We start from the raw sequence: 22,569 nt of genomic DNA on the forward strand, positions 1-22,569 counted from the left end.
TTTCAGTGGGATAAAGGCAGAAACCGGTTTGCCAAAGCAAACCGGAGAGCAAAAAAGCTTAGGGTGCGGTGACTATCATCGAGACTCGGCGGTTTTCTGCCCGCCCTTTGGCGGTGCGGTTATCAGCCACCGGATCGAGCTTGCCGCGACCACGAACATCAATATTGGCTCTTGGAATACCAATGAGTGCCAGTGTATCCGCGACGGCCGCCGCACGCTGGTAGGAGAGTTGCTGGTTATAGCTATCCTCGCCTGTGGAGTCGGTATGACCATCCACCCGCAAATGGGTGATGCCCACAGCGGTTAATGCTTTGCCAATGTTCTGCACGGTACGCACGCCGTCGGGATTCAATTTTTTAACGTCACTGTCGAACAGCACTTTATTCGCCAGCCCAAACTCCCAACCGTTGTCGGTTAACTTAAACCCCTGCTCCTGTAGTGCGGCAATTTGCTCAGCACTCAGCCCTTGCGGTTTTGCCTGACAACCCACCAGTACCAATAAGCTGATAGCGAAAAAACTGAGCCAGATACGGCTGATCAGATTTTTATCTTTCAATCCCTGCATGTCACCTACCCTAAGCTTTCTGTGAGAGGAGTATCCGATAGGTGAGCAATGACTCTCCCGCCACCGGACTGGATGTTTTTCTTGGCTTGATACATGGCTTCATCTGCCCGCTGTAACAGCGCTTCGGGCGTCTGCGCATGATCAGGATAAATGGCAATACCAATGCTCAGCGAGGTTGTAATTTCACGCCCATCCGCCAAAACGATGGGTTGGCTCATACTTTCAATAATATTGCTGGCGATAAGCAAAACATCGTCTGTTTTGTGGATAGGGGCCAGCAGTACGGCAAACTCATCCCCACCTAAACGGGCCACTAAATCGGTTTCACGTAACAACGCGCGGATACGGTCGGCAATGGTGGTGAGCACCACATCACCCGCTGCATGACCATAATTATCGTTGATCTCTTTGAAGCGATCGCCATCCAGAAAGAGCACGGCGGCATGTTCGCTCGGTTTGCAATCACTGAGTGTGCGACTTAAGCGGCCCTCAAAAAAAGCGCGGTTTGCCAGTCCGGTCAGGCTATCGTGTGCCGCCCGATGGGCGAGTGAGTCATGCTCTTGCGTTAGATGCTCCTGCCACACTTCCAACTCCTCCAGCAAGCCGTTGAAGTCACTGCTTAGCTCATTCAGCTCCGCAATTTTGGCTGAAGGTACCCGCTGACCAAAACTGCGGTTGCGACTGACATTATGGGCTACGTCGGTAATTTGGTTTAGTGAGCCGATGATGCCAAAAAGCATGCGCCGTGACAGGACTAACGCCACCACGGTACTGAGCAGCAGACACGCCAGCAAGCCCGCTAATCCTTGCAGCAGAAAACGCAGCAGGCTGCCACCATGACCCACAATCACTATGGTGCCAATCTCATTGCCGGCATGCACCATCGGGAGGACCACGGGCTGAGGCAGCGCCCAGCGAGCGACATTTTGCTCTAAATAGTGCATGGGGCCATCGTCAGGCTGTGTCCAGCTCGCCATCTCACGCCCATTCACATCCAGAATTTTTGCTTCGGCCACCTCTTCATTGGCGGCAATCAGGGAGAGCGATTCGTTAGCGGCCACCTTGTCGCCAAACACCACAGCGGCTTCCGTGGTATAGCTAATCGAGCGAGCAATCAAATGCAGGTTATGGTCAGCATAGACCCGTAAGGCAAACAGCGCCGCCAGTGTCAGGAAAATACCGGCGGTCGTGACCGACACCAAGACGACGGTTAAATGTATTCGGCCCAATACACGGCCGAGTGTGGGGAGCTTTGTGGCGTTATGATGATCTGGTGCCCGTGTGGCGGACTGTTTTTTTATTGAACTCATAATGCGTCAGCCTTTTTACGGGCAAGTTGCAACACACTGGGGTGAACTCGCACCCCACCGCGTGCTAATGCATCCATATTGACTTTGAAAGAAGCTTGCTTATCTTCCAGCAGTAGACAAAATGCACTGCCCAGTGTGCACTCGTCATAATCTTCACTGATGGTCAGCACCGGGTGCCCAGAGAGTAAGGCCGCCAATTCCTGCCGCTTTTGTACCCCGATACGGCCCAGATAAACCACATCACAATTGGTGGCAATCGATTTGTCGGGCTGTGGGTAGCGCTGCGTTTTAATCGGGTGAGGCGTTTGCATTAATGCCGGGTTAAACAGAGCTTCCGCGTAATCGGTTTGCGCCACGACACATAAGCGAATCACCGGTAATGGGGCTGGCCAGCGCGCATAGCTGATGATACCCAACACCATTTTGGTGGCGGCATCACTGCGCTCATGTATGAGTTCGGCACTCAGGTTATTCGCAGCCCTTAAGGGCAGGGCGGTAAACAGGAGCGAGAAAAGGAATAAAGCAGAGGCACAGGCCTGCCAGACACGCCATGGCGTCATCTGTTTTAGCGGGGGATAGCGTTTATCACTACTGACGCCATTAATTGCGCAAGTGACGGTATTCATTTTTGCGCTTCCTGTAGGGCGACACGGTTCAGATGTTAATGACATCCGGCGAATAATAAGCTTCCGCTATAACCATTATAAGATTTAATTGATGCAATAATAGTCATGATATCGGCAATATGAGATTTATCTTAAATATTATTTTGAATCTATAAAAAAGCCCGACTGATTAGCCGGGCTTGATGATTGTGGCTAAAGGTCAGACTGCGCTCGACGCCCCTTTAAAGCGCCCGATGATCCATTTTTCGATCTCTACGATGATAAAGATGGCAATAGAAACCAGCAGTGTGACGCCCCAGTAGTAAGCCGGTAATGGCTCAGTACCGAACGCGGTATTCATAAACGGCAGGTAGATAATGGCTAGCTGCAACAGAATCAGCACGCCAGAGACTAACCACAACCCTTTGTTGACAAAGAGTTCTTTGTTCAGCGGGAAGCGATCCATCACGCGGCAGTTAAACATGTAAATCCACTGCGCAGTCACCAAGGTCTGCATCAACACGGTACGGATAAATTCAGTGCTGTAACCGCGTGGCTCCATGTAGGCCTCCAAGGCGAAAGCACTACAGGCGATTAAGGTGCCGACAAAGGCGATACGCCAGATAGCGTGGCCATCTAACACATGTTTTGATGGGTCACGTGGGTTACGGCGCATAATGCCGCGTTCTGCTGGTTCAAAGGCCAAACCGAAGGAGAGCGTGGTGGAGGTCGCCATGTTTATCCAGAGAATTTGCAGTGGCGTCAATGGAATCACCGCACCGACCAGAATAGCAAAGATGATTAATAGCCCTTGCGCCAAGTTGGTCGGTAACACGAACAGAATGGTTTTCTTCAGGTTATCGTAGACGCGACGGCCCTCTTCAACCGCATGGGCAATGGTGGCGAAGTTGTCATCAGAGAGCACCATATCGGCGGCCTCTTTTGTCACTTCGGTGCCCTTGATTCCCATGGCGATACCGACATCGGCCTGTTTCAGCGCTGGAGCATCATTGACGCCATCGCCGGTCATGCCGACAATTTCGCCTTTATCTTGCAAGGCTTTGACCAGACGCAGTTTATGTTCCGGGCTAGTACGGGCGAAGATATCATAACGAACCGCCGCTTCCGCCAGCTCCTTATCGTCCATATGCTCCAACTGACCGCCAGTAATGGAGTCTTTCCCATTGCCTATCCCCAACATGGCACCAATTGCCATGGCGGTTTCCTGATGGTCGCCAGTGATCATCTTCACGCGAATACCGGCCTGCTGGCAGGTGGCAATCGCGTCGATAGCTTCAGGGCGCGGCGGGTCCATCATGCCGGCGATACCGACAAAGACCATGCCTTGCTGGATGTCGCTGTGATCTAACTCACCAACCGTCTGCTCTGTTGGGCGGTAGGCTGCGGCCAACATACGCAAACCCTGCTGGGTATAGCGCGTCATCTCGGCATCCCAGTAATCACGGCGGAATGGCACCACACCCTTTTCCGTCAGCTCTTGCTGGCAGAAAGTGAACAGCACGTCAGGTGCGCCGGTCAGGAAGATGCAGTTTTCCGACTCAACCTGATGGCTGGTGGCCATGTATTTATAAGCAGAATCGAAAGGAATTTTACCGTGCTGAGTAACCTGACCCAGCTCGATCCCCGATTTGGCAGCCAAAACTTTCAATGCACCTTCGGTAGGGCCACCGACAATGGTCCAGTGGCCTTGGTCATTCTTTTGAATCTGGCTGTCATTACATAAATTCACCGCAGTGATAAATGTTTTTAGCGGTCCCGCCAGTGAGGCTTGCTGATCACTGCCCTCAGGATAGATATTGCCGACTGGCTCGTAGCTTTCGCCAGTGACTCGGTAGCAGTTATCGGCCAAAATCACCGCTTTGACGGTCATTTCGTTCATCGTCAGTGTGCCGGTTTTATCGGAACAGACGACGGTCATGGCACCTAAGGTCTCCACCGTTGGCAGCTTGCGGATAATCGCGCGATTGCGCGCCATGGCTTGCACGCCAAGTGAGAGGATAATCGAAATAATCGCCGGTAAGCCTTCCGGCACTGAGGCGACCGCCAGACTGATCAATGCCAGCAGCAGTTCATTGACTGGCAGATCGCGAAGGATAAAGGCGAAGACGAACAAGAAGGCCATCATCACTAAAATTAGGATGAAAATGGCTTTGCCCAAACGGTCCATCTGTTGGAGCAGCGGTGTGCGAATGGATTCAACCGCTGACATCATTTGGTTGATGTGGCCCAACTCGGTGTTACCGCCGCTGGCAATGACCACGCCTTTTGCGGTGCCCGCACTGATTGTGGTGCCTGAGAACAGCAGATTTTTGCGATCGCCAATGACCGATTCGTCCTCAATCACCCCGATTTGCTTCTCCACCACGGTGGACTCACCGGTCAAGATTGCTTCTTCAATCTGGAGGTTGTGAGCTTCAAGTAACCGCAGGTCGGCTGGGATCTTGTCCCCCGGTTTCAGGGTAACAATATCACCCGGCACCAGATTCTGTGCGTCAATGGTTTGTGCGTTGCCATCACGGATGACCACGGCTTTACTGGAAAGCATGTTCTGTATGCTTTTCAGCGACTTCTCCGCTTTATTTTCCTGCACATAACCAATTAAGGCATTAATGACTGCGACACAAAGGATAATAATGGTGTCAACAGTGTGGCCCATCAAGCCCTTAACTAAGGCGGCCGCTAATAAGATGTAAATCAGAACATCATTGAAATGGGCTAAAAACTGTATCAGTGGGTGCTTACTTTTCTTGGCAGGTAGGGCATTGGGTCCGTACTGTTTAAGGCGCTCTTCTGCCTCTTGTTGGCTTAAACCTTCTTCGCGGCTACTTAAATGCTGCAAAGATTCTTCCGCAGTGAGTTGATACCAGGCCTTACCCTCTGGGGGCGGGGAGGCGGATTTATGGTCTGATGAGTTTTGCATTGAAAGAACCTTCTTAAAAATTAATAAATCTACAATCTTGCTATCCGTTTTCACTTATTTACCGCAAAAATATGACTCTTCGTCCTCGCCCCTACCGGACCTTAGCAAGGCCAATGACTTTGGGTATAAATGAAATATTTACAACAGCATAGTTATATTAAGCAAGGATAGTAGATTTTTATCAAAATAGTGCCTTGATCTGAGATAATAAATAAGAAATATTTGGCAACAACTTAAGATTAACTTATTGAATAATAAATGATTACGTAGTCATCTATTTTGCATTCTGTCTGTTTTAAAGCACAGAATATCGACAGTAAGGCGCTGAAATTCATCGCCCATTCCATTTATCACTCAAAAAGATTAATCCTATACATCCATTACTGTGTGTAATCACTGGCTATCAGGTGAAACTCTTCGTTAGTATATCCTGCTGCCGAAACCCATCTTAAAATCTATAGGGCAGATGCTAATTAGCGGTTACGGTAAGTGAAATGCAGTAGCCAACAACCAGTGAGGAAACAGTAAGTATGGAAAAGTGGCGATATCTGGCGATTGGCGTATGTCTGGTGACGACTTCAGGAGTGGCATCCGCTGACTCCCTTGATGCCCAACGGCAACGCTATCAGCAAGTTAAACTGGCTTGGGACAGCAATCAGATGGATACCGTGGCGCAATTGATGCCCACATTGCGTGACTATCCGCTGTATCCGTATTTGGAGTACCGCCAGTTAACACAAGATCTGAGCCAAGTGAGCGCGGCGCAAGTCAATGATTTCCTGAGCCGGAATCCCACATTGCCGCCAGCGAGTTCACTGCCATCCCGCTTTGTTAATGAGCTGGCTCGCCGCGAAGATTGGCGCGGATTATTGACCTTCAGCCCAACCGCACCGAAACCGGTCGCTGCCCGCTGTAACTATTACTATGCCAAATGGGCGACGGGCGAACAGCAAGCTGCTTGGGATGGCGCGAGTGAAATCTGGCTTAATGGTCAGGCGCTACCCGGTAGCTGCGATAAATTATTCACTGTCTGGCAACAAGCTGGGCATCAAACGCCCTTGGCGACACTGGCACGGATGAAGCTGGCCCTGAAAGAGGGGAATGCCAGTTTGGTCAGCTACTTACTCAAACAGTTGCCCGCCGATTACCAGACCATGGGCACGGCACTGGCGAAACTGCAAAGTGACCCAGCCAGTGTAGAAAGCTTCGCCCGCACCGTCGGGCCGACGGACTTTACCCGCTCCGCGACCATTATTGCGTTTACCCGTTTGGCGCGTCAGGACGTGGAAAATGCCCGTGCGATGATCCCAACCCTAGCGCGGCTACAAAAAATGAGTGACAGCGAGAAGCTGGAGCTGGAAGAGGCGGTGGCCTGGCGTTTGATGGGCACGGATGCGACTTACGATCAAGCCAAATGGCGAGATCAAGTCACGTTACGTAGCCACTCGACCCCCTTGTTGGAGCGCCGTATCCGCATGTCTCTGGGCAGTGGCGATCGCAAAGGCTTAGCCACTTGGCTGGCGCGTTTGCCAGCAGAGGCACAAAATAAAGATGAGTGGCGCTACTGGCGCGCATCGCTGTTATTGGAGCAAGGGAAGAAAGCAGAGGGCGAAGCTATCTTACGCAGCCTGATGCAAGAGCGCGGCTTCTATCCGATGGTGGCGGCTCAGAAACTGGGGGTGCCTTATCCGATTAATGTGCAGGTTGCCACCAAACCAGATGCTTCGTTGGCAAAGCGGCCAGAGATCGCCCGTGTGCGCGAGCTGATGTACTGGAATATGGACAATCTGGCCCGCAATGAGTGGAGCTATTTGGTCGCCAGCCGTAGTAAACCTGAGCAGGAAGCCTTGGCGCGTTACGCCTTTAACCAGAAGTGGGCCGATCTCAGTGTGCAGGCGACCATCACCGCCAAGCTGTGGGACCATCTGGAAGAGCGCTTCCCACTGGCATGGCCGGCAGAGTTCCGTCAGGCGACTGATGGCAAAGGGATCACGCCAAGTTATGCCATGGCGATTGCTCGTCAGGAGAGTGCTTGGAACCCGAAAGCACAATCTCCGGTGGGTGCAGCCGGGCTGATGCAGGTGATGCCGCGTACCGCAGAACACACGGTGAAACTGAATAATATCAGTGGTTATGTGAATAGCAGCCAGTTGCTCGACCCCATCACCAACATTGAGATTGGCACCAGCTATCTGGAAGAGGTCTATCAACAGTTCGGGCGCAACCGCATTCTAGCCAGTGCGGCCTATAATGCGGGGCCATCACGGGTCAATACTTGGTTAGGCAACAGTGCCGGGCAGGCCGATGCCGTGGCATTTATCGAGAGCATTCCTTTCTCCGAAACCCGTGGCTATGTGAAGAACGTGTTGGCGTATGATGCATTTTATCGTCACTTTATGAATCGTCCAACGAAGGTGCTGAGTGATGCCGAGTGGCAGCGTCGCTACTGATCCTCTTCGTCCTTGACGTTACAGGGTTGTTAGCTGCGCGCACTTACCCGAATCACTTACTTGAGTAAGCTCATCGGGATGCGTTTGCTTGCTGCCTACCTGTAACGCCAATGACTTTGAGGATCTCCTTTGTCCTTGACGCTGCGGCGATGCCAAGTTCTTTGGGTATGTTTGGGGTTATGATAAGCTGTTGTACTAGTTAAATAGTATGACAGCTTTATTTTTGGGTACTTATCATGACAAAACTACGATTGACCGATCCCAATCTGTCGACTGAAGAAGATAGCCAGCACTGGCTGAGCTTTGTTGCGCTGCTGCAAAATGCGATTGCGCAAGATCTCCATTTGCCGCTGTTGCAATTGATGCTGACACCCGATGAGCGCACCGCGCTGGGGACTCGTGTTCGTATCATTGAGGAGTTAATGCGGGGTGAGATGAGTCAGCGCGAACTGAAAAACCAGTTGGGTGCTGGAATCGCGACTATCACCCGAGGTTCTAATAGCCTGAAGGCCGCGCCACCAGAGCTTAAAAACTGGCTCGAGGACCAATTGCTGGCCGATAAAAAGTAGCTTATTTCGCGGTAACTTAGCCTGAAATTGGGCGTTGATAGATTTCATTATGAAATGGCACTAGCGCCAACAATAACGCTTGATGATAGACGCTGGTACGGGTCAATTTGCCGTCGGTGAAGATACCGATGGCTCCGCCCTGATGCTTTACATTCGATATCCCCGTTAAAACTGCCATTTCGTCGCCTAGCTCACGGCCTTGGCGAATCCCTTGCAATATAATATCGGGCAGCATCAAACTGGCAGAACGAGACTCTCCTCGTGATTGTAAGTGCTCAATAACCATCCATGCAAAGGTCATATTATCTTCGATACCCGCTTCAACCCCGACCCAAAAATCAGCCTCAGGGCGAATCTGACGAGCATTCTTCACTCGCTGCCTGGCACCTGTGCGCGTCTCAATACTGCCGATAGGTTGCAGGGGAACGCCGCTATCAACATTGACACCTTCAATGCGGTAGCTGCCGGGGCCATAAACATCATCGAAAGCGAGGCTAATCGCCTTAATCTTTGCAGGGTTGGTAGTTGCGGCAACAACATGGTACATAATGAGTCTCGATATCTTTAAGCACCTATACTCTTTATTTGGGTTAGATATCCATTTAGGTCGATATCCAAAGTCATAGGCTAAGCGGTTATTTCACGCAGTATAACGGAAAAAAGACATGTTACAGGTATATCTCGTGCGTCATGGCGAAACCATTTGGAACGCGGAACGCCGTATTCAAGGCCAATCAGACAGCCCGCTAACCGAGACTGGTATCCGTCAGGCGTACTTGGTTGCGCAACGGGTCCGCAGCCAAGGGATCACGCATATCATCGCCAGTGATCTTGGGCGCACACAGCAGACGGCAAAAATTATCGCCGAGGCTTGTGGGCTAAGAATGGTGACCGATCCCCGTCTGCGCGAGCTGGACATGGGGGTGCTGGAAACACGGCCGATTGAGAGCTTAACGCCAGAAGAAGAGCAGTGGCGCAAGCAGATGGTCAATGGCACCGAAGGCGGCCGTATCCCTGAAGGGGAGTCGATGACAGAACTGGGGCGGCGGATGCGCGCGGCGCTGGATAGCTGCCTCGAGTTGCCTGCTGGCAGCAAACCACTGTTAGTCAGCCACGGTATGGCGCTGGGGTGTTTGCTGAGCACCTTGCTTGGCTTACCGGCACATGCCGAACGGCGTCTACGGTTGCGCAACTGTTCGCTATCACGCGCTGATTATCAGGAAAGTCCTTGGTTGGCGTCGGGGTGGGTCATTGAAAGTGCTGGCGATACCGCTCACTTGGATATGCCAGCACTCGATGAGCTACAGCGCTAGCGCCGGATAGGTATCAGATATTCACATTTCAGCGAGGTCGGAGGCTGATCTTTTGGCCTCCCCAGCGGGAAGAATCGTTCGATATCATACCCACGTCTGCGGGTTAATCCCAACTGAGGCAAACAGGTGCCATAGAGTGTCAGGATGAAGTTCTGCAAACCATCCAGCGGCCCTTCGTAGCCAAACAGCACATATTCGCCACCCTGCAAGATAACGGCTTGCCCTTCCTGCACGTTACTCGGCACATGCTGTGGCTCAATGGCCGTGGTGTAGAAAATCTCCTGCTCATCATCTTTCTCCTGATTGGGGCGGGAGTGATGTAAGCCATAGAGCACGGGCGGTAGTTGATCGGCTTCACCCAGATATTGTTGCCAGAAATGTGTGCGCAATTCAGTCCGATACGTCGATATCTGCTCAAGAGTACAGGAGTAGCTCTGTGTCAGACCAACCAGATGCTGCTCGGGTAAGGTGATGAATTCAGCTTGAGGCAGGGTATAGGTCCCTAACCGGATAGGCGGGCATATTCCCGCCGAGTGCCAATCCTCTGACCGGCGGTAGAGCGCAGGTGTTTGCGCAAACTGTTTTTTAAACGCGCGGGTGAAGGTTTGCTGCGAATCAAAACGATATTGCAGCGCAATATCTAGAATGGGGCGGCTGGTAAGTCGCAACGCAACAGCGGCTTTAGATAGCCTTCTTGCACGAATATAAGCACCGATAGCATTTCCGGTGACATCCTTGAACATTCGCTGCAAATGCCATTTTGAATAGCCTGCTTTAGCAGCGACATTGTCCAGTGCTAAAGGCTGGTCTAAATGACTTTCTAGCCAGCTGAGCAAATCACGAATGATACTGGCTTGATCCATAGATCTTCCTCGTAAAGCGGCCTAAATTTAGGGTGTTAATAGTATGGGAATAATAACTCTGGCGCATAGTAGCAACTTTTTATGTTCCCGACTGCTTAAGAATTTCCTGCCGTTATGTGTTAAAAAAGTCGCTAAGATTGATAAAATGGCTTTTTAACGAATATTTTATTCTTGCTAAAAAGCGTTAACGTTGAATAACGTTATTCAACGGAATGGAGTAAGTGTATGAAAAAAAGTTGGATATTGCTTGGTTGCCTGCTTTCTTTGGGGGCACATGCAGAGGAGATTGGTTCAGTCGATACCGTTTTTAAACTGTTGGGGCCGGATCATAAAATCGTGGTTGAAGCCTTCGATGACCCCGATGTTAAAAATGTAACTTGTTATATCAGCCGGGCAAAAACCGGCGGTATCAAAGGTGGTTTGGGGTTGGCGGAAGATACGGCAGATGCGGCAATCTCTTGTCAGCAAGTGGGGCCGATTGAGTTGACGGACAAAATTAAGAATAAGAAATCGGATGGTACAGTGGTTTTCCAGAAGCGAACTTCACTGGTATTTAAAAAGCTACAAGTGGTGCGTTTCTACGATCAAAAACGCAATGCGCTGATTTATCTGACCTATTCGGATCGCGTGGTGGATGGTTCACCGAAAAATGCCATTAGCGCTGTGCCGGTTATGCCTTGGTAGCTCGTCTGGATAACAGTCTAATTCTACAGGCTAAAAAGCATAAAAAAGCCAGCATTTGATGTGCTGGCTTTTTACTGTTGATGATAGGCAGAGAGTTACTCTTCCAGATCACCACAGAAACGATAACCTTCGCCGTGGATAGTGGCGATAATCTCAGGCGTGTCCGGCGTAGACTCGAAATGCTTACGAATACGGCGGATGGTCACGTCAACGGTACGGTCATGCGGTTTCAACTCGCGACCGGTCATTTTCTTCAACAATTCGCCACGGGATTGAATTTTCCCCGGATTTTCGCAGAAGTGCAGCATGGCGCGGAACTCACTGCGTGGCAGTTTATAATGCTCACCAGCAGGGCTTATCAGTGAGCGGCTATTGATATCCAGCTCCCAGCCATTAAATTTATAGCTCTCAACCAAGCGGCGCTCTTCACCGACACTGCCCAAGTTCATGGTGCGTGACAGCAGGTTACGCGCTCGAATGGTTAATTCGCGCGGATTGAACGGTTTGGTGATGTAATCATCAGCGCCAATTTCCAAGCCAAGGATCTTATCTACTTCGTTATCACGACCTGTCAGGAACATGAGGGCAACACTGGCTTGTTCACGAAGTTCCCGTGCCAGCAGCAGGCCGTTTTTGCCCGGCAGATTGATGTCCATGATAACTAAGTTAATATCATTCTCAGACAGAATGTGGTGCATTTCTGCGCCATCATTGGCTTCATGAACAACATAGCCTTCCGCCTCGAAAATGCTCTTCAGGGTGTTACGAGTAACTATCTCATCTTCTACGATCAGAATGTGCGGGGTCTGCATGTTTGCTACCTAAAATTGCCAACAAAATAGAAATAGGAAGTACAAAAGTCTTTGTTATATCAGGATTTTTATTGACTAGTTACTCGTCATCCCATTCATCACATGACTAAAGTACGTAAACGCGTTCTTGATGCACTTTCCATCAACGTCAACAACATCATTAGCTCGGTCGGGGTGTTACTCCCTACAGCCCCAAAGGCGACAAAAGCGGCGCATATCCTAACCCTATTAACAGCAATATAACAGTGTGAGCCGAATCTACCACCCAACAAAACTACGCTTTGTTGACATATATCAAATTCAATTGTAGCACGTTAACACTTTTGTGAAAAAGACTTACAAGAATACCAGCTTAAGCAATGACGAGTTAAAATAGGCGATCGATTCAGTGTTATTAATATTAAAAATTGACCGATAGACGTAACAAAAAAAACAATTCGCTAATCTATTGATTTTTATTGTTTAAAATCAATATTCTTCCAGCATCGTGGCAATGAAGCTGTTTTTCTTGCCAATGTGCTATTTCGCATAAAAGCATAAGAAGAATTATCGCCAATGTTAGCCAAATGTAAAATGGCAAAGGTGAGAGGCATTTTTTGCGACTTTTAGAACGTTAGTCTGAATAACGAATCAGCGAATCACTATTTGTTTCTTTAAGCGGACTTTATCATAACGGTTGTGTCTATTGTCTGTTGGGTTGTTTCGGATCATTAAGTTGAAAAAAAACGCTAAAGTTAATCATAGGGACTAAAGTGAATATTTCAGTTTTATTCTCTGGATGTCAGCGGTTATTTTTATTTATTACCGGATAAGTCCTGTGGGCTTAGAGGATTGCCCCTGATGAAATAGCTACTTTATTTGGGGCAATAGATGAAAAAATTTGACTTCATAGGGCGATTGCTTTAACCAATAGAGGGACAGCTTCATTATTGATGAGACAGACAGACGCCATGCGATACATCAGCCTGATTACAACAATTATTACCACCACCGAAACCACAGGTTACGGGGCGGGCTGACGCGTACAGGAAACAACAGAAAAAAGCCCGCACCTAGACAGTGCGGGCTTTTTTTTTCAATCAAATCTTTGCAAAAAAGTTTGCGATAAAAAAGCGCGAAAGCGGGAGAGAACCAGAAATGCGAGTGCTGAAATTTGGCGGGACATCAGTAGCAAATGCAGAACGCTTTATGCGTGTTGCCGATATCATTGAAAGTAATGTGCGTCAGGGACAAGTGGCTACGGTGTTATCCGCTCCCGCTAAAATTACCAATCATCTGGTGGCGATGATTGACAAAATGGTCGCTGGGCAAGATATCTCTCCCAACATCAGTGATGCCGAGCGGATTTTTTCCGAGCTATTACGCGGGTTAGCCGATGCCCAATCGGGCTTTGACTATGAGCGTTTGAAAGCCTTGGTGGCCCATGAGTTTGCGCAACTGAAGCACGTCCTGCACGGTATCTCCCTGCTGGGGCAGTGCCCGGACAGTATCAATGCGTCTATCATCTGCCGTGGCGAAAAACTCTCCATTGCTATTATGGAAGCGGTATTCCAAGCGAAAGGCTATCAAGTCAGCGTGATTAATCCGGTCGAGAAGCTGCTGGCTCAAGGGCACTATCTCGAATCCACCGTGGATATCACGGAATCGACTCGCCGCATTGCCTCCAGCCATATTCCTGCCGACCACATCATCCTGATGGCGGGTTTCACTGCGGGTAATGACAAAGGTGAGTTGGTGGTGCTGGGGCGTAATGGTTCCGACTATTCAGCCGCTGTGCTGGCCGCCTGTTTACGTGCTGACTGTTGTGAGATCTGGACTGACGTCGACGGGGTTTACACTTGCGACCCCCGTGTCGTCCCGGATGCGCGGTTATTGAAATCGATGTCATACCAAGAGGCGATGGAGCTTTCCTACTTTGGCGCTTCGGTTCTCCACCCCCGCACTATCGCCCCTATCGCCCAGTTCCAGATCCCTTGCCTGATAAAAAACACCTCTAACCCACAAGCGCCCGGCACATTGATTGGCGGTGAACACACGGATGACGGCTTCCCAGTCAAAGGCATCACCAACCTGAATAACATGGCGATGATTAACGTTTCAGGGCCGGGAATGAAAGGGATGGTCGGTATGGCTGCCCGCGTTTTTGCGGTGATGTCACGTAGCGGGATCTCGGTAGTGCTGATCACTCAGTCCTCTTCCGAATACAGCATCAGCTTCTGTGTGCCACAGGGGGAGCTGTTGCGCGCCCGTAAGGCATTGGAAGAGGAGTTTTATCTGGAACTGAAAGATGGCGTGCTGGAGCCACTGGATGTGATGGAGCATCTGGCGATTATCTCCGTGGTCGGTGATGGTATGCGCACTTTGCGTGGGATCTCGGCCCGCTTCTTCTCGGCACTGGCCCGCGCCAACATCAATATCATTGCGATCGCCCAAGGTTCTTCTGAGCGCTCTATTTCGGTGGTGGTCAGCAATGATGCGGTGACGACAGGGGTGCGCGTTTGCCATCAGATGCTGTTTAACACTGACCAAGTGATTGAAGTATTCGTCATTGGTGTCGGTGGCGTGGGTGGGGCATTGATTGAACAAATCTACCGCCAGCAACCTTGGCTGAAGCAGCGCCATATTGATCTGCGCGTCTGCGGCATCGCCAACTCCAAAGCCATGTTGACCAATGTGCATGGCATCGCACTGGATAACTGGCGTCACGAATTGGCTGAAGTGCAGGAGCCATTTAACTTGAGTCGCCTCATTCGCTTGGTGAAAGAGTATCACCTGCTCAATCCAGTGATTGTGGACTGTACCTCCAGTCAGGCGGTGGCGGATCAATATGCGGATTTCTTGGCCGATGGTTTCCATGTGGTGACGCCAAACAAGAAAGCCAACACTTCATCCATGAATTACTACCGCCAGATGCGCGCAGCAGCGGCAAAGTCATGCCGCAAATTCTTGTATGACACCAACGTCGGCGCGGGTCTGCCGGTGATCGAAAACTTGCAGAATCTGCTCAATGCCGGTGACGAGCTGATGCGCTTCTCGGGCATCTTGTCAGGATCGCTCTCCTTTATCTTCGGCAAGCTGGATGAAGGGATGAGCTTGTCAGAGGCCACACTGCAAGCCAAGGCCATGGGGTATACCGAACCCGATCCTCGTGATGACCTCTCTGGGATGGATGTTGCCCGTAAATTGTTGATCTTGGCCCGAGAAGCAGGGTACAAACTGGAACTGGCGGATATCGAGGTTGAGTCCGTGCTGCCAGCAAGTTTCGATGCCTCCGGCGATGTCGACAGCTTCTTGGCGCGTTTGCCATCATTGGATTCGCAGTTTAGCCGTCTGGTGGCGAATGCTGCTGAGCAAGGGAAAGTGTTGCGTTATGTTGGGGTCATTGAGGAGGGGCGCTGTATCGTACGGATGGATGCGGTTGATGGTAACGATCCCCTGTATAAAGTGAAAAATGGCGAGAATGCGTTGGCTTTCTATACCCGCTATTATCAGCCTATTCCGTTGGTATTACGCGGTTATGGCGCAGGCAATGACGTCACTGCTGCTGGGGTATTTGCCGATCTTTTACGCACATTATCATGGAAGTTGGGAGTTTAAATATGGTTAGAATCTATGCTCCGGCATCAATTGGTAATGTCAGCGTCGGCTTCGATGTATTGGGTGCGGCAGTTTCGCCGATAGACGGCACCTTGCTCGGCGATTGCGTCAGTGTGACAGCGGCAGAGAGCTTCAGTCTGCGCAATGAAGGCCGCTTCGTGAGCAAATTACCTGATGACCCGAAAGAGAATATCGTTTATCAATGTTGGGAGCGTTTTTGTCAGGCAATAGGTAAAACGATCCCGGTGGAGATGGTACTGGAAAAGAACATGCCGATTGGTTCCGGGTTGGGTTCCAGTGCTTGCTCTGTGGTGGCGGGCTTGATGGCGATGAATGAATTCTGTGGCCAGCCGCTGGATGAAGTGACACTGCTGGGGCTGATGGGTGAGCTGGAAGGGCGTGTTTCGGGGAGTGTCCATTTTGATAATGTCGCGCCCTGCTATTTAGGCGGGATGCAGTTGATTCTCGAGCAGGCGGGCTACATCAGTCAGGAAGTCCCCGGTTTTGACGACTGGCTGTGGGTGATGGCCTATCCGGGCATTAAAGTCTCAACGGCGGAGGCGCGCGCCATTTTACCGGCACAGTATCGCCGTCAGGATTGCATCGCACATGGGCGCAACTTAGCGGGATTCATTCATGCCTGCCACACGCAGCAGCCAGATTTAGCTGCCAAGATGATGAAAGATGTGATCGCCGAACCTTATCGCACGCAACTGCTGCCGGGCTTTGCGGCGGCAAGGCAAGCCGCGCACGATATCGGCGCACTGGCTTGTGGCATTTCTGGCTCCGGCCCGACGCTGTTTGCTGTCTGTAACGACACAGAAACTGCGCAGCGCATGGCGAGCTGGCTACAAAATCATTACCTGCAAAACGACGAAGGTTTTGTTCATATTTGCCGTCTGGATACCGCAGGCGCACGACTATTGGGATAACGCATGAAACTGTATAACCTTAAAGATCACAACGAGCAGGTCAGCTTCTCGCAAGCGATCAAGCAGGGCCTTGGTAAGCAGCAGGGGCTTTTCTTCCCGCTGGACCTGCCCGAATTTAACGTCACAGAGATCGATCAACTGCTGGATCTGGATTTTGTCACGCGCAGCAGCCGGATTTTGTCTGCATTTATTGGCAGTGAAATTGCCCCTGACGTGTTGACCAAGCGGGTTCAGGCGGCATTTGAGTTTCCAGCCCCGGTGGCGCAGGTTGAGAATGATATCGCCGCACTGGAGCTGTTCCACGGCCCGACTTTGGCATTTAAAGATTTCGGTGCGCGTTTTATGGCGCAAATGCTGGCCGAAGTGGCTGGCGACCAGCCCGTTACCATTTTAACGGCAACTTCCGGTGATACCGGTGCGGCAGTGGCTCATGCTTTCTACGGCCTGAAAAATGTGCGTGTGGTTATCCTCTATCCACGCGGCAAAATCAGTCCGCTGCAAGAGAAGTTGTTCTGTACGCTGGGGGGCAATATCCACACGGTGGCGATTGATGGCGATTTTGATGCCTGCCAGGCGCTGGTCAAACAAGCTTTTGATGATGAAGAATTAAAGCAGGCACTGAGCCTTAACTCGGCTAACTCAATCAATATCAGCCGCTTACTGGCGCAGATTTGCTACTACTTTGAAGCGGTTGCCCAACTGCCCCAAGAGGCGCGCAATCAACTGGTTATCTCGGTACCCAGCGGTAACTTTGGTGATTTGACGGCGGGTCTGCTGGCTAAATCCCTCGGTTTACCGGTGAAGCGCTTTATCGCGGCAACCAATGCCAATGACACTGTGCCGCGTTTCTTGGTGAACGGCCAGTGGCAGCCAAAATCCACTGTGGCGACAATTTCGAATGCCATGGATGTCAGTCAGCCGAATAACTGGCCGCGCGTAGAAGAGCTATATCGCCGTAAAGTCTGGCAGTTGAAGGATTTGGGCCACGGTGCGGTGAGTGATGAAGTGACCAAAGAGACGATGCGCGAGATGGCGAAGCTGGGTTATATCTCAGAACCTCATGCCGCCATTGCTTACCGTGTATTGCGTGATCAGCTGCAAGATGGCGAGTTCGGGCTGTTCATCGGCACGGCGCATCCGGCAAAATTCAAAGAGAGTGTGGAAGAGATTCTGGGCCAAGAATTACCGTTGCCAAAACCGCTGGCCATTCGGGCGCAATTACCTTTGCTGTCCCATGATTTACCCGCCGATTTCGCGAAAATGCGCGCATTCTTGATGGCATTACCGAAGTGATATTTTATCGGTTTTAAAAATTTGTGTTAGAAGACGCCAGAGTCATTGACGGGTTCTGGCGTCTGGCGGGGTGACTGCCCCGATGGGCGCTCCGACGGCTTACGCCGTTACGACCCATTCGGCGCATTTCCCCGCCTATCAACTATTTTGATAGCTGAGCGGGCATTATTAATGCTGCTCTGGCCGCTTAAAGACCAGTTCGTTTTTCGCCGACAGTCCCGCATCAAACTCATAGCCCTCCAGATTAAAATCAACCAGTTGCTCGGGTTTGGTGAGCTTGTTCTGAATGATAAAACGGCTCATCAGGCCGCGAGCTTTCTTGGCGTAGAAACTGATAATTTTGTATTGACCGTTTTTCTCATCCAGAAATACCGGCTTAATTATTGAACCGGCTAATTTGGCGGGTTTCACGGCCTTAAAATACTCATCAGAGGCGAGGTTAATCAGCACATTATCCCCTTGCTGCGCCAGCGCCTGATTCAGTTTCTCGGTTATCTGGTCACCCCAAAAGGTATAAAGATCTTTGCCCTGCGGGTTAGCCAGCCTAATGCCCATTTCCAGTCGATAGGGCTGCATTAAATCCAATGGACGCAGCACGCCATACAAGCCAGAAAGCATACGTAAATGTTTTTGGGCGAAATCAAAATCGGCCTCGCTGAAAGTCTGTGCCTGCATCCCGGTATAGACATCCCCTTTGAAAGCCAGAATCGCCTGACGGGCATTTTCTGGCGTGAAATCTGGCTGCCATTCACCGAAGCGCGCGGTATTAAGCCCCGCCAGTTTGTCGCTAATCCCCATCAGACTGCTGATTTGAGCTGGCGTCAACTCGCGACAGATTTTAATAAGCGCTTGTGACTTATCCAACATTTCAGGCTGAGTAAACTTGTTAGTCGCTAACGGACTTTGATAATCAAGGGTTTTGGCTGGGGAGATAATAATAAGCATCACGACATCCTGTTAATCCAGATAACACACTGTAGCAAAAAGCGCACGCCAGCAGAAAGAAGATTGGGCGATTGCTAAGATAGGTAGGCTGCTTCTTTTATCGGGCGTATAGTTTTCAAAGTAAATATCCTTTCCAAAGGATAAATAGCTTAGCTAAATCGTCTCAGCACCACAAGAATGGACGAAGTGGCTATTAATTAGATGATTTTCCGCTGTTTTGAAAGGCGAAAACGGTTGCGAAACCGATAGAGCAAGGTTGCGCTTTTTTTAATCAGTTTAACTGCCTTGCACCAAGACTTACGCATGTTATTATCAAGACAAGGCAGTGCTTCGAAATAGCTAATATTGCGAAATGGCTAACATTCCAAAAGCGATGAGTCACCATTTCGAAAACGATAAGAAGATTTCGAAAGCGATAAAGTTGCGACATGCCAAAAGTTCATGCACAAACGACGAGAAACGACAACATGACCGATAAACTTACTTCCCTACGTCAAATCACCACTGTAGTCGCCGATACTGGGGATATCGCGGCAATGAAGCTGTATCAGCCGCAAGATGCCACCACCAACCCATCCCTTATTCTGAATGCGGCACAAATTCCTGAATATCGCAAACTGATCGATGAAGCCATTGCCTGGGCGCGCGAACAAAGCAGCGATCATGCTCAGCAGATCGTCGATGCTACGGATAAACTGGCCGTCAATATCGGTTTGGAAATTCTGAAACTGATCCCCGGCCGTATTTCTACCGAAGTTGATGCGCGCCTCTCCTATGACACCGTCGCTAGCGTGGCAAAAGCCAAGCGCCTGATCAAGTTGTACAACGAAGCGGGCATCAGCAATGACCGTATTCTGATCAAGCTGGCCTCGACTTGGCAGGGTATCCGTGCCGCAGAACAGTTGGAAAAAGAAGGTATTAACTGCAACCTGACACTGCTGTTCTCCTTCGCTCAAGCGCGTGCTTGTGCTGAAGCAGGTGTGTTCCTGATCTCTCCATTTGTTGGCCGTATTCTTGACTGGTACAAAGCCAATGGCGACAAAAAAGAGTTTGCGCCAAACGAAGATCCGGGTGTGGTTTCAGTGACCGAGATCTACCAGTATTACAAACAGCACGGTTATAAGACTGTGGTGATGGGCGCGAGCTTCCGTAATCTGGGCGAAATCATTGAATTGGCTGGTTGTGATCGTCTGACTATCGCGCCATCACTGCTGAAAGAGCTGGCAGAAAGCGAAGGCCCGGTAGAGCGCAAATTGTCTTACACCGGTGAAATTAAGCCGAAACCTGCACCACTGACTGAAGCTGAATTCTACTGGCAGCACAATCAGGACCCAATGGCGATTGATAAACTGGCTGATGGTATCCGTAAGTTTGCTATCGATCAGGGTAAGCTTGAGAAAATGATCTCAGACCTGCTGTAATCGGAGCAGATCACGCGAGATTTGACGAAAAGGTGGCGTAAGCCGCCTTTTCTGTTTCTAAAGGCCGCTTATTTTCTACGGCCTATTCACCAGAGAGGTTTACTGCCCGGCCACCACTTCAATCACTTTGGGTATGCTATCATTCGACCAGATAATCGCATTTCGTCGAGGTAGTAGCATGAATACATTACGTATAGGTTTAGTCTCCGTCTCTGATCGGGCGTCGAGCGGGGTTTATCAGGATAAAGGCATTCCGGCGCTGGAAGAGTGGCTGGCAAGTGCGCTAACCACCCCCTTTGAAATAGAAACGCGCCTTATCCCTGATGAGCAAACGCTGATTGAACAAGCACTGTGTGAGTTAGTCGATGAGATGGGTTGCCATTTGGTGTTGACCACGGGTGGAACCGGCCCGGCAAGGCGAGATGTCACCCCTGATGCCACTCTGGCGATTGCCGATCGGCAGATGCCCGGTTTTGGCGAGCAAATGCGTCAAATCAGCCTTCATTTCGTTCCTACCGCTATTTTATCCCGTCAAGTTGGGGTTATCCGCAAGCAGGCATTGATCATCAACTTACCGGGGCAGCCTAAATCGATTAAAGAGACGCTGGAAGGGGTGAGAGATGCGCAATCTAACGTCGTTGTCGCCGGTATCTTTGCCAGCGTGCCTTATTGCATTCAGTTACTGGACGGACCTTATATCGAAACGAACAGCGCAGTCGTAGCAGCTTTCCGTCCTAAAAATGCGGTAATTGAAATAAAAAGCTAAATTAAGATTTTTTATAACATAAAATGCCATAATGAACGTGTGGGGAATTTTGTACGGTATAGTCATGTTTACTTTACAAAAGATGAAAATATTTTTCTTCCCCAACTCTGGTTTACTACGGTGTCATATGTCTCAAGAACACAACTCATCTCAAAGCGACTCATCCCAACAGGATGCTGCTCACCAACATAATCGTCGGTTGAACAAGCAAGATTATAAAACGCTGACTCTGGCTGCATTGGGCGGGGCGCTAGAGTTTTATGACTTTATCATCTTTGTTTTTTTTGCAGCGGTGATTGGCGACCTCTTCTTTCCGACGGATATGCCTGAATGGCTGCGTCAGGTACAGACATTTGGTATTTTCGCTGCCGGCTATCTGGCCCGCCCATTGGGTGGCATCATCATGGCGCACTTTGGTGATTTGGTTGGCCGTAAGAAGATGTTTACTCTCAGTATTCTATTGATGGCATTGCCAACACTGGCAATTGGTATGCTGCCGACTTACGCCTCTATCGGCATCGCTGCGCCATTACTGTTGCTCTTAATGCGTGTGTTGCAAGGTGCTGCTATCGGCGGTGAAGTCCCCGGTGCATGGGTCTTTGTGGCTGAACATGTACCACGCCGACGCATTGGTATTGCCTGTGGCACCTTAACCGCCGGTCTGACTGCGGGGATCTTGCTGGGGTCACTGGTCGCCACAGCAATGAATACCACGTTAAGTCATCAGGCTATATTAGATGGCGGCTGGCGCGTACCGTTCTTCTTAGGCGGGATTTTCGGTCTGTTTGCGATGTATTTGCGCCGTTGGTTGCAGGAGACGCCTATCTTTAAAGAGATGCAGGCCCGTAAAGCCTTGGCTGAAGAGCTGCCGCTGAAATCTGTACTGGCTAATCATAAGAGAGAAGTGGTTGTTTCGATGCTGCTCACTTGGTTACTTTCTGCCGGTATCGTGGTGGTTATCCTAATGACACCGACTTATTTACAGAAACAGTTCGGCGTGCTGCCGGCTTTGGCATTGCAGGCGAACAGTTTGGCGATTGTCGCGTTGGTCTGTGGTTGTGTGATTGCGGGGTTGGTGATTGACCGCTTCGGAGTCAGTAAAACCTTTATTGTCGGCAGCCTGATGTTAGCCGCATCAACATGGTCGTTCTACCACACCAATCTCACTGATCCTACTCAGCTCTTTACCCATTATATGATGGCTGGATTCTGTGTGGGGATTGTGGGCGCGGTGCCTTATGTGATGGTGCGCGCTTTTCCCGCAGAGGTTCGCTTTACCGGTATTTCCTTCTCCTACAATGTGGCTTATGCCATTTTTGGCGGACTGACACCGATTCTGGTGACTTTATTGATGAAGGTGACCCCTATGGCACCCGCATATTATATGTTGCTGTTATCGCTGGTAGGATTGTTACTGGGTGTTTATCTGCGCAACGATATTAACAGTGATGCGAAAGCGCCTATGCCAAAAAGCATGATGAGCTAAATCTGAGGCGGCGATAG

General features: G+C 50.2%; 20 protein-coding genes and 1 other annotated feature. Of the genes, 12 read left to right on the plus strand and 8 right to left on the minus strand.

The features are described 5' to 3' along the window. Nucleotides 1-58 precede the first annotated feature (58 nt). The 4 genes from yfiB to HRD69_RS08700 form a co-directional block, all read right to left on the minus strand. Nucleotides 59-565, minus strand: a complete 507-nt coding sequence (gene yfiB / locus HRD69_RS08685; RefSeq protein ID WP_004875393.1) for an outer membrane lipoprotein YfiB — start codon at nt 563-565, stop codon at nt 59-61. A 5-nt stretch (nt 566-570) separates the two neighbouring features. After that, the gene (gene dgcN, locus HRD69_RS08690) at nt 571-1,875 is read right to left on the minus strand and encodes a diguanylate cyclase DgcN/YfiN (RefSeq protein WP_032814582.1); all 1,305 of its coding nucleotides are present in this window, start codon (nt 1,873-1,875) and stop codon (nt 571-573) included. Then, on the minus strand, nt 1,872-2,501 hold the full coding sequence (gene yfiR, locus HRD69_RS08695; RefSeq protein ID WP_004875391.1) for a regulatory sequestration protein YfiR: 630 nt from the start codon (nt 2,499-2,501) through the stop codon (nt 1,872-1,874). The genes dgcN and yfiR overlap by 4 nt, the downstream gene beginning before the upstream one ends. 199 nt (nt 2,502-2,700) lie before the next feature. After that, a complete protein-coding gene (locus tag HRD69_RS08700) occupies nt 2,701-5,421 on the minus strand; it encodes a cation-transporting P-type ATPase (protein WP_032814579.1) in 2,721 nt (906 codons plus the stop codon). Nucleotides 5,422-5,951: 530 nt separating this feature from the next. Between HRD69_RS08700 and sltY the strand changes: the two genes are divergently transcribed. Further along, nucleotides 5,952-7,871, plus strand: a complete 1,920-nt coding sequence (gene sltY, locus HRD69_RS08705) for a murein transglycosylase (protein WP_004875389.1) — start codon at nt 5,952-5,954, stop codon at nt 7,869-7,871. A 236-nt stretch (nt 7,872-8,107) separates the two neighbouring features. Further along, nucleotides 8,108-8,440, plus strand: coding sequence for a trp operon repressor (trpR, locus tag HRD69_RS08710; RefSeq protein WP_032814577.1), 333 nt, complete (start codon nt 8,108-8,110; stop codon nt 8,438-8,440). 16 nt (nt 8,441-8,456) lie between these two features. On the opposite strand, the gene yjjX is transcribed toward trpR, so the two are convergent. Continuing rightward, nucleotides 8,457-8,987, minus strand: a complete 531-nt coding sequence (yjjX, locus tag HRD69_RS08715) for an inosine/xanthosine triphosphatase (RefSeq protein WP_004875387.1) — start codon at nt 8,985-8,987, stop codon at nt 8,457-8,459. Between the two features lie 118 nt (nt 8,988-9,105). Between yjjX and gpmB the strand changes: the two genes are divergently transcribed. Then, nucleotides 9,106-9,753, plus strand: coding sequence for a 2,3-diphosphoglycerate-dependent phosphoglycerate mutase GpmB (gpmB, locus tag HRD69_RS08720; RefSeq protein WP_032814576.1), 648 nt, complete (start codon nt 9,106-9,108; stop codon nt 9,751-9,753). On the opposite strand, the gene robA is transcribed toward gpmB, so the two are convergent. Further along, nucleotides 9,750-10,616: an MDR efflux pump AcrAB transcriptional activator RobA gene (gene robA, locus HRD69_RS08725; protein ID WP_004875386.1), complete on the minus strand. Its 867-nt coding sequence runs from the start codon at nt 10,614-10,616 to the stop codon at nt 9,750-9,752. The genes gpmB and robA overlap by 4 nt on opposite strands. Nucleotides 10,617-10,841: 225 nt before the next feature. Here robA and creA point away from each other — a divergent pair, with 225 nt between their 5' ends. Next, nucleotides 10,842-11,300, plus strand: coding sequence for a protein CreA (gene creA, locus HRD69_RS08730; RefSeq protein ID WP_004875385.1), 459 nt, complete (start codon nt 10,842-10,844; stop codon nt 11,298-11,300). A gap of 95 nt (nt 11,301-11,395) precedes the next feature. Here creA and arcA read toward each other — a convergent pair whose 3' ends face one another. After that, nucleotides 11,396-12,112, minus strand: a complete 717-nt coding sequence (gene arcA, locus HRD69_RS08735) for a two-component system response regulator ArcA (RefSeq protein ID WP_004706052.1) — start codon at nt 12,110-12,112, stop codon at nt 11,396-11,398. 102 nt (nt 12,113-12,214) lie between these two features. Between arcA and yjjY the strand changes: the two genes are divergently transcribed. From yjjY to thrC, 5 genes are all read left to right on the plus strand, one after another. Further along, a complete protein-coding gene (gene yjjY / locus HRD69_RS20580; protein ID WP_032814574.1) occupies nt 12,215-12,355 on the plus strand; it encodes a YjjY family protein in 141 nt (46 codons plus the stop codon). A 707-nt stretch (nt 12,356-13,062) separates the two neighbouring features. Continuing rightward, nucleotides 13,063-13,131 (plus strand): thr operon leader peptide, encoded by a 69-nt coding sequence (gene thrL / locus HRD69_RS08740; protein ID WP_099462105.1) that lies wholly within the window; start codon nt 13,063-13,065, stop codon nt 13,129-13,131. Continuing rightward, nucleotides 13,070-13,188: a sequence feature (Thr leader region), on the plus strand. It overlaps the preceding gene by 62 nt. A gap of 61 nt (nt 13,189-13,249) precedes the next feature. Next, on the plus strand, nt 13,250-15,709 hold the full coding sequence (gene thrA, locus HRD69_RS08745; RefSeq protein ID WP_004875382.1) for a bifunctional aspartate kinase/homoserine dehydrogenase I: 2,460 nt from the start codon (nt 13,250-13,252) through the stop codon (nt 15,707-15,709). 2 nt (nt 15,710-15,711) lie between these two features. Then, the gene (gene thrB, locus HRD69_RS08750; protein WP_004875381.1) at nt 15,712-16,641 is read left to right on the plus strand and encodes a homoserine kinase; all 930 of its coding nucleotides are present in this window, start codon (nt 15,712-15,714) and stop codon (nt 16,639-16,641) included. Nucleotides 16,642-16,644: 3 nt separating this feature from the next. Beyond that, a complete protein-coding gene (gene thrC, locus HRD69_RS08755; RefSeq protein ID WP_004875380.1) occupies nt 16,645-17,934 on the plus strand; it encodes a threonine synthase in 1,290 nt (429 codons plus the stop codon). A 168-nt stretch (nt 17,935-18,102) separates the two neighbouring features. Here thrC and yaaA read toward each other — a convergent pair whose 3' ends face one another. Next, on the minus strand, nt 18,103-18,879 hold the full coding sequence (gene yaaA / locus HRD69_RS08760; RefSeq protein WP_004875379.1) for a peroxide stress protein YaaA: 777 nt from the start codon (nt 18,877-18,879) through the stop codon (nt 18,103-18,105). A 467-nt stretch (nt 18,880-19,346) separates the two neighbouring features. On the opposite strand from yaaA, the gene tal reads away from it, so the two are divergent. From tal to HRD69_RS08775, 3 genes are all read left to right on the plus strand, one after another. Beyond that, nucleotides 19,347-20,300, plus strand: a complete 954-nt coding sequence (gene tal / locus HRD69_RS08765) for a transaldolase (protein WP_004875378.1) — start codon at nt 19,347-19,349, stop codon at nt 20,298-20,300. A gap of 178 nt (nt 20,301-20,478) precedes the next feature. Beyond that, nucleotides 20,479-21,066: a molybdopterin adenylyltransferase gene (mog, locus tag HRD69_RS08770; protein WP_004875377.1), complete on the plus strand. Its 588-nt coding sequence runs from the start codon at nt 20,479-20,481 to the stop codon at nt 21,064-21,066. A 127-nt stretch (nt 21,067-21,193) separates the two neighbouring features. After that, entirely contained in the window at nt 21,194-22,552 is a 1,359-nt protein-coding gene (locus tag HRD69_RS08775) for an MFS transporter (RefSeq protein ID WP_032814572.1), read from the plus strand. Nucleotides 22,553-22,569 lie beyond the last annotated feature (17 nt).

This window comes from Yersinia mollaretii ATCC 43969, from assembly GCF_013282725.1.
GTDB lineage: Bacteria > Pseudomonadota > Gammaproteobacteria > Enterobacterales > Enterobacteriaceae > Yersinia > Yersinia mollaretii.

What these genes read in the sequence shown, in the direction of transcription:
- yfiB (WP_004875393.1), bottom strand. Translation starts at nt 565, where the DNA reads ATGCAGGGATTGAAAGATAAAAATCTGATCAGCCGTATCTGGCTCAGT.
- dgcN (WP_032814582.1), bottom strand. Translation starts at nt 1,875, where the DNA reads ATGAGTTCAATAAAAAAACAGTCCGCCACACGGGCACCAGATCATCAT.
- yfiR (WP_004875391.1), bottom strand. Translation starts at nt 2,501, where the DNA reads ATGAATACCGTCACTTGCGCAATTAATGGCGTCAGTAGTGATAAACGC.
- HRD69_RS08700 (WP_032814579.1), bottom strand. Translation starts at nt 5,421, where the DNA reads ATGCAAAACTCATCAGACCATAAATCCGCCTCCCCGCCCCCAGAGGGT.
- sltY (WP_004875389.1), top strand. Translation starts at nt 5,952, where the DNA reads ATGGAAAAGTGGCGATATCTGGCGATTGGCGTATGTCTGGTGACGACT.
- trpR (WP_032814577.1), top strand. Translation starts at nt 8,108, where the DNA reads ATGACAAAACTACGATTGACCGATCCCAATCTGTCGACTGAAGAAGAT.
- yjjX (WP_004875387.1), bottom strand. Translation starts at nt 8,987, where the DNA reads ATGTACCATGTTGTTGCCGCAACTACCAACCCTGCAAAGATTAAGGCG.
- gpmB (WP_032814576.1), top strand. Translation starts at nt 9,106, where the DNA reads ATGTTACAGGTATATCTCGTGCGTCATGGCGAAACCATTTGGAACGCG.
- robA (WP_004875386.1), bottom strand. Translation starts at nt 10,616, where the DNA reads ATGGATCAAGCCAGTATCATTCGTGATTTGCTCAGCTGGCTAGAAAGT.
- creA (WP_004875385.1), top strand. Translation starts at nt 10,842, where the DNA reads ATGAAAAAAAGTTGGATATTGCTTGGTTGCCTGCTTTCTTTGGGGGCA.
- arcA (WP_004706052.1), bottom strand. Translation starts at nt 12,112, where the DNA reads ATGCAGACCCCGCACATTCTGATCGTAGAAGATGAGATAGTTACTCGT.
- yjjY (WP_032814574.1), top strand. Translation starts at nt 12,215, where the DNA reads ATGACTAAAGTACGTAAACGCGTTCTTGATGCACTTTCCATCAACGTC.
- thrA (WP_004875382.1), top strand. Translation starts at nt 13,250, where the DNA reads ATGCGAGTGCTGAAATTTGGCGGGACATCAGTAGCAAATGCAGAACGC.
- thrB (WP_004875381.1), top strand. Translation starts at nt 15,712, where the DNA reads ATGGTTAGAATCTATGCTCCGGCATCAATTGGTAATGTCAGCGTCGGC.
- thrC (WP_004875380.1), top strand. Translation starts at nt 16,645, where the DNA reads ATGAAACTGTATAACCTTAAAGATCACAACGAGCAGGTCAGCTTCTCG.
- yaaA (WP_004875379.1), bottom strand. Translation starts at nt 18,879, where the DNA reads ATGCTTATTATTATCTCCCCAGCCAAAACCCTTGATTATCAAAGTCCG.
- tal (WP_004875378.1), top strand. Translation starts at nt 19,347, where the DNA reads ATGACCGATAAACTTACTTCCCTACGTCAAATCACCACTGTAGTCGCC.
- mog (WP_004875377.1), top strand. Translation starts at nt 20,479, where the DNA reads ATGAATACATTACGTATAGGTTTAGTCTCCGTCTCTGATCGGGCGTCG.
- HRD69_RS08775 (WP_032814572.1), top strand. Translation starts at nt 21,194, where the DNA reads ATGTCTCAAGAACACAACTCATCTCAAAGCGACTCATCCCAACAGGAT.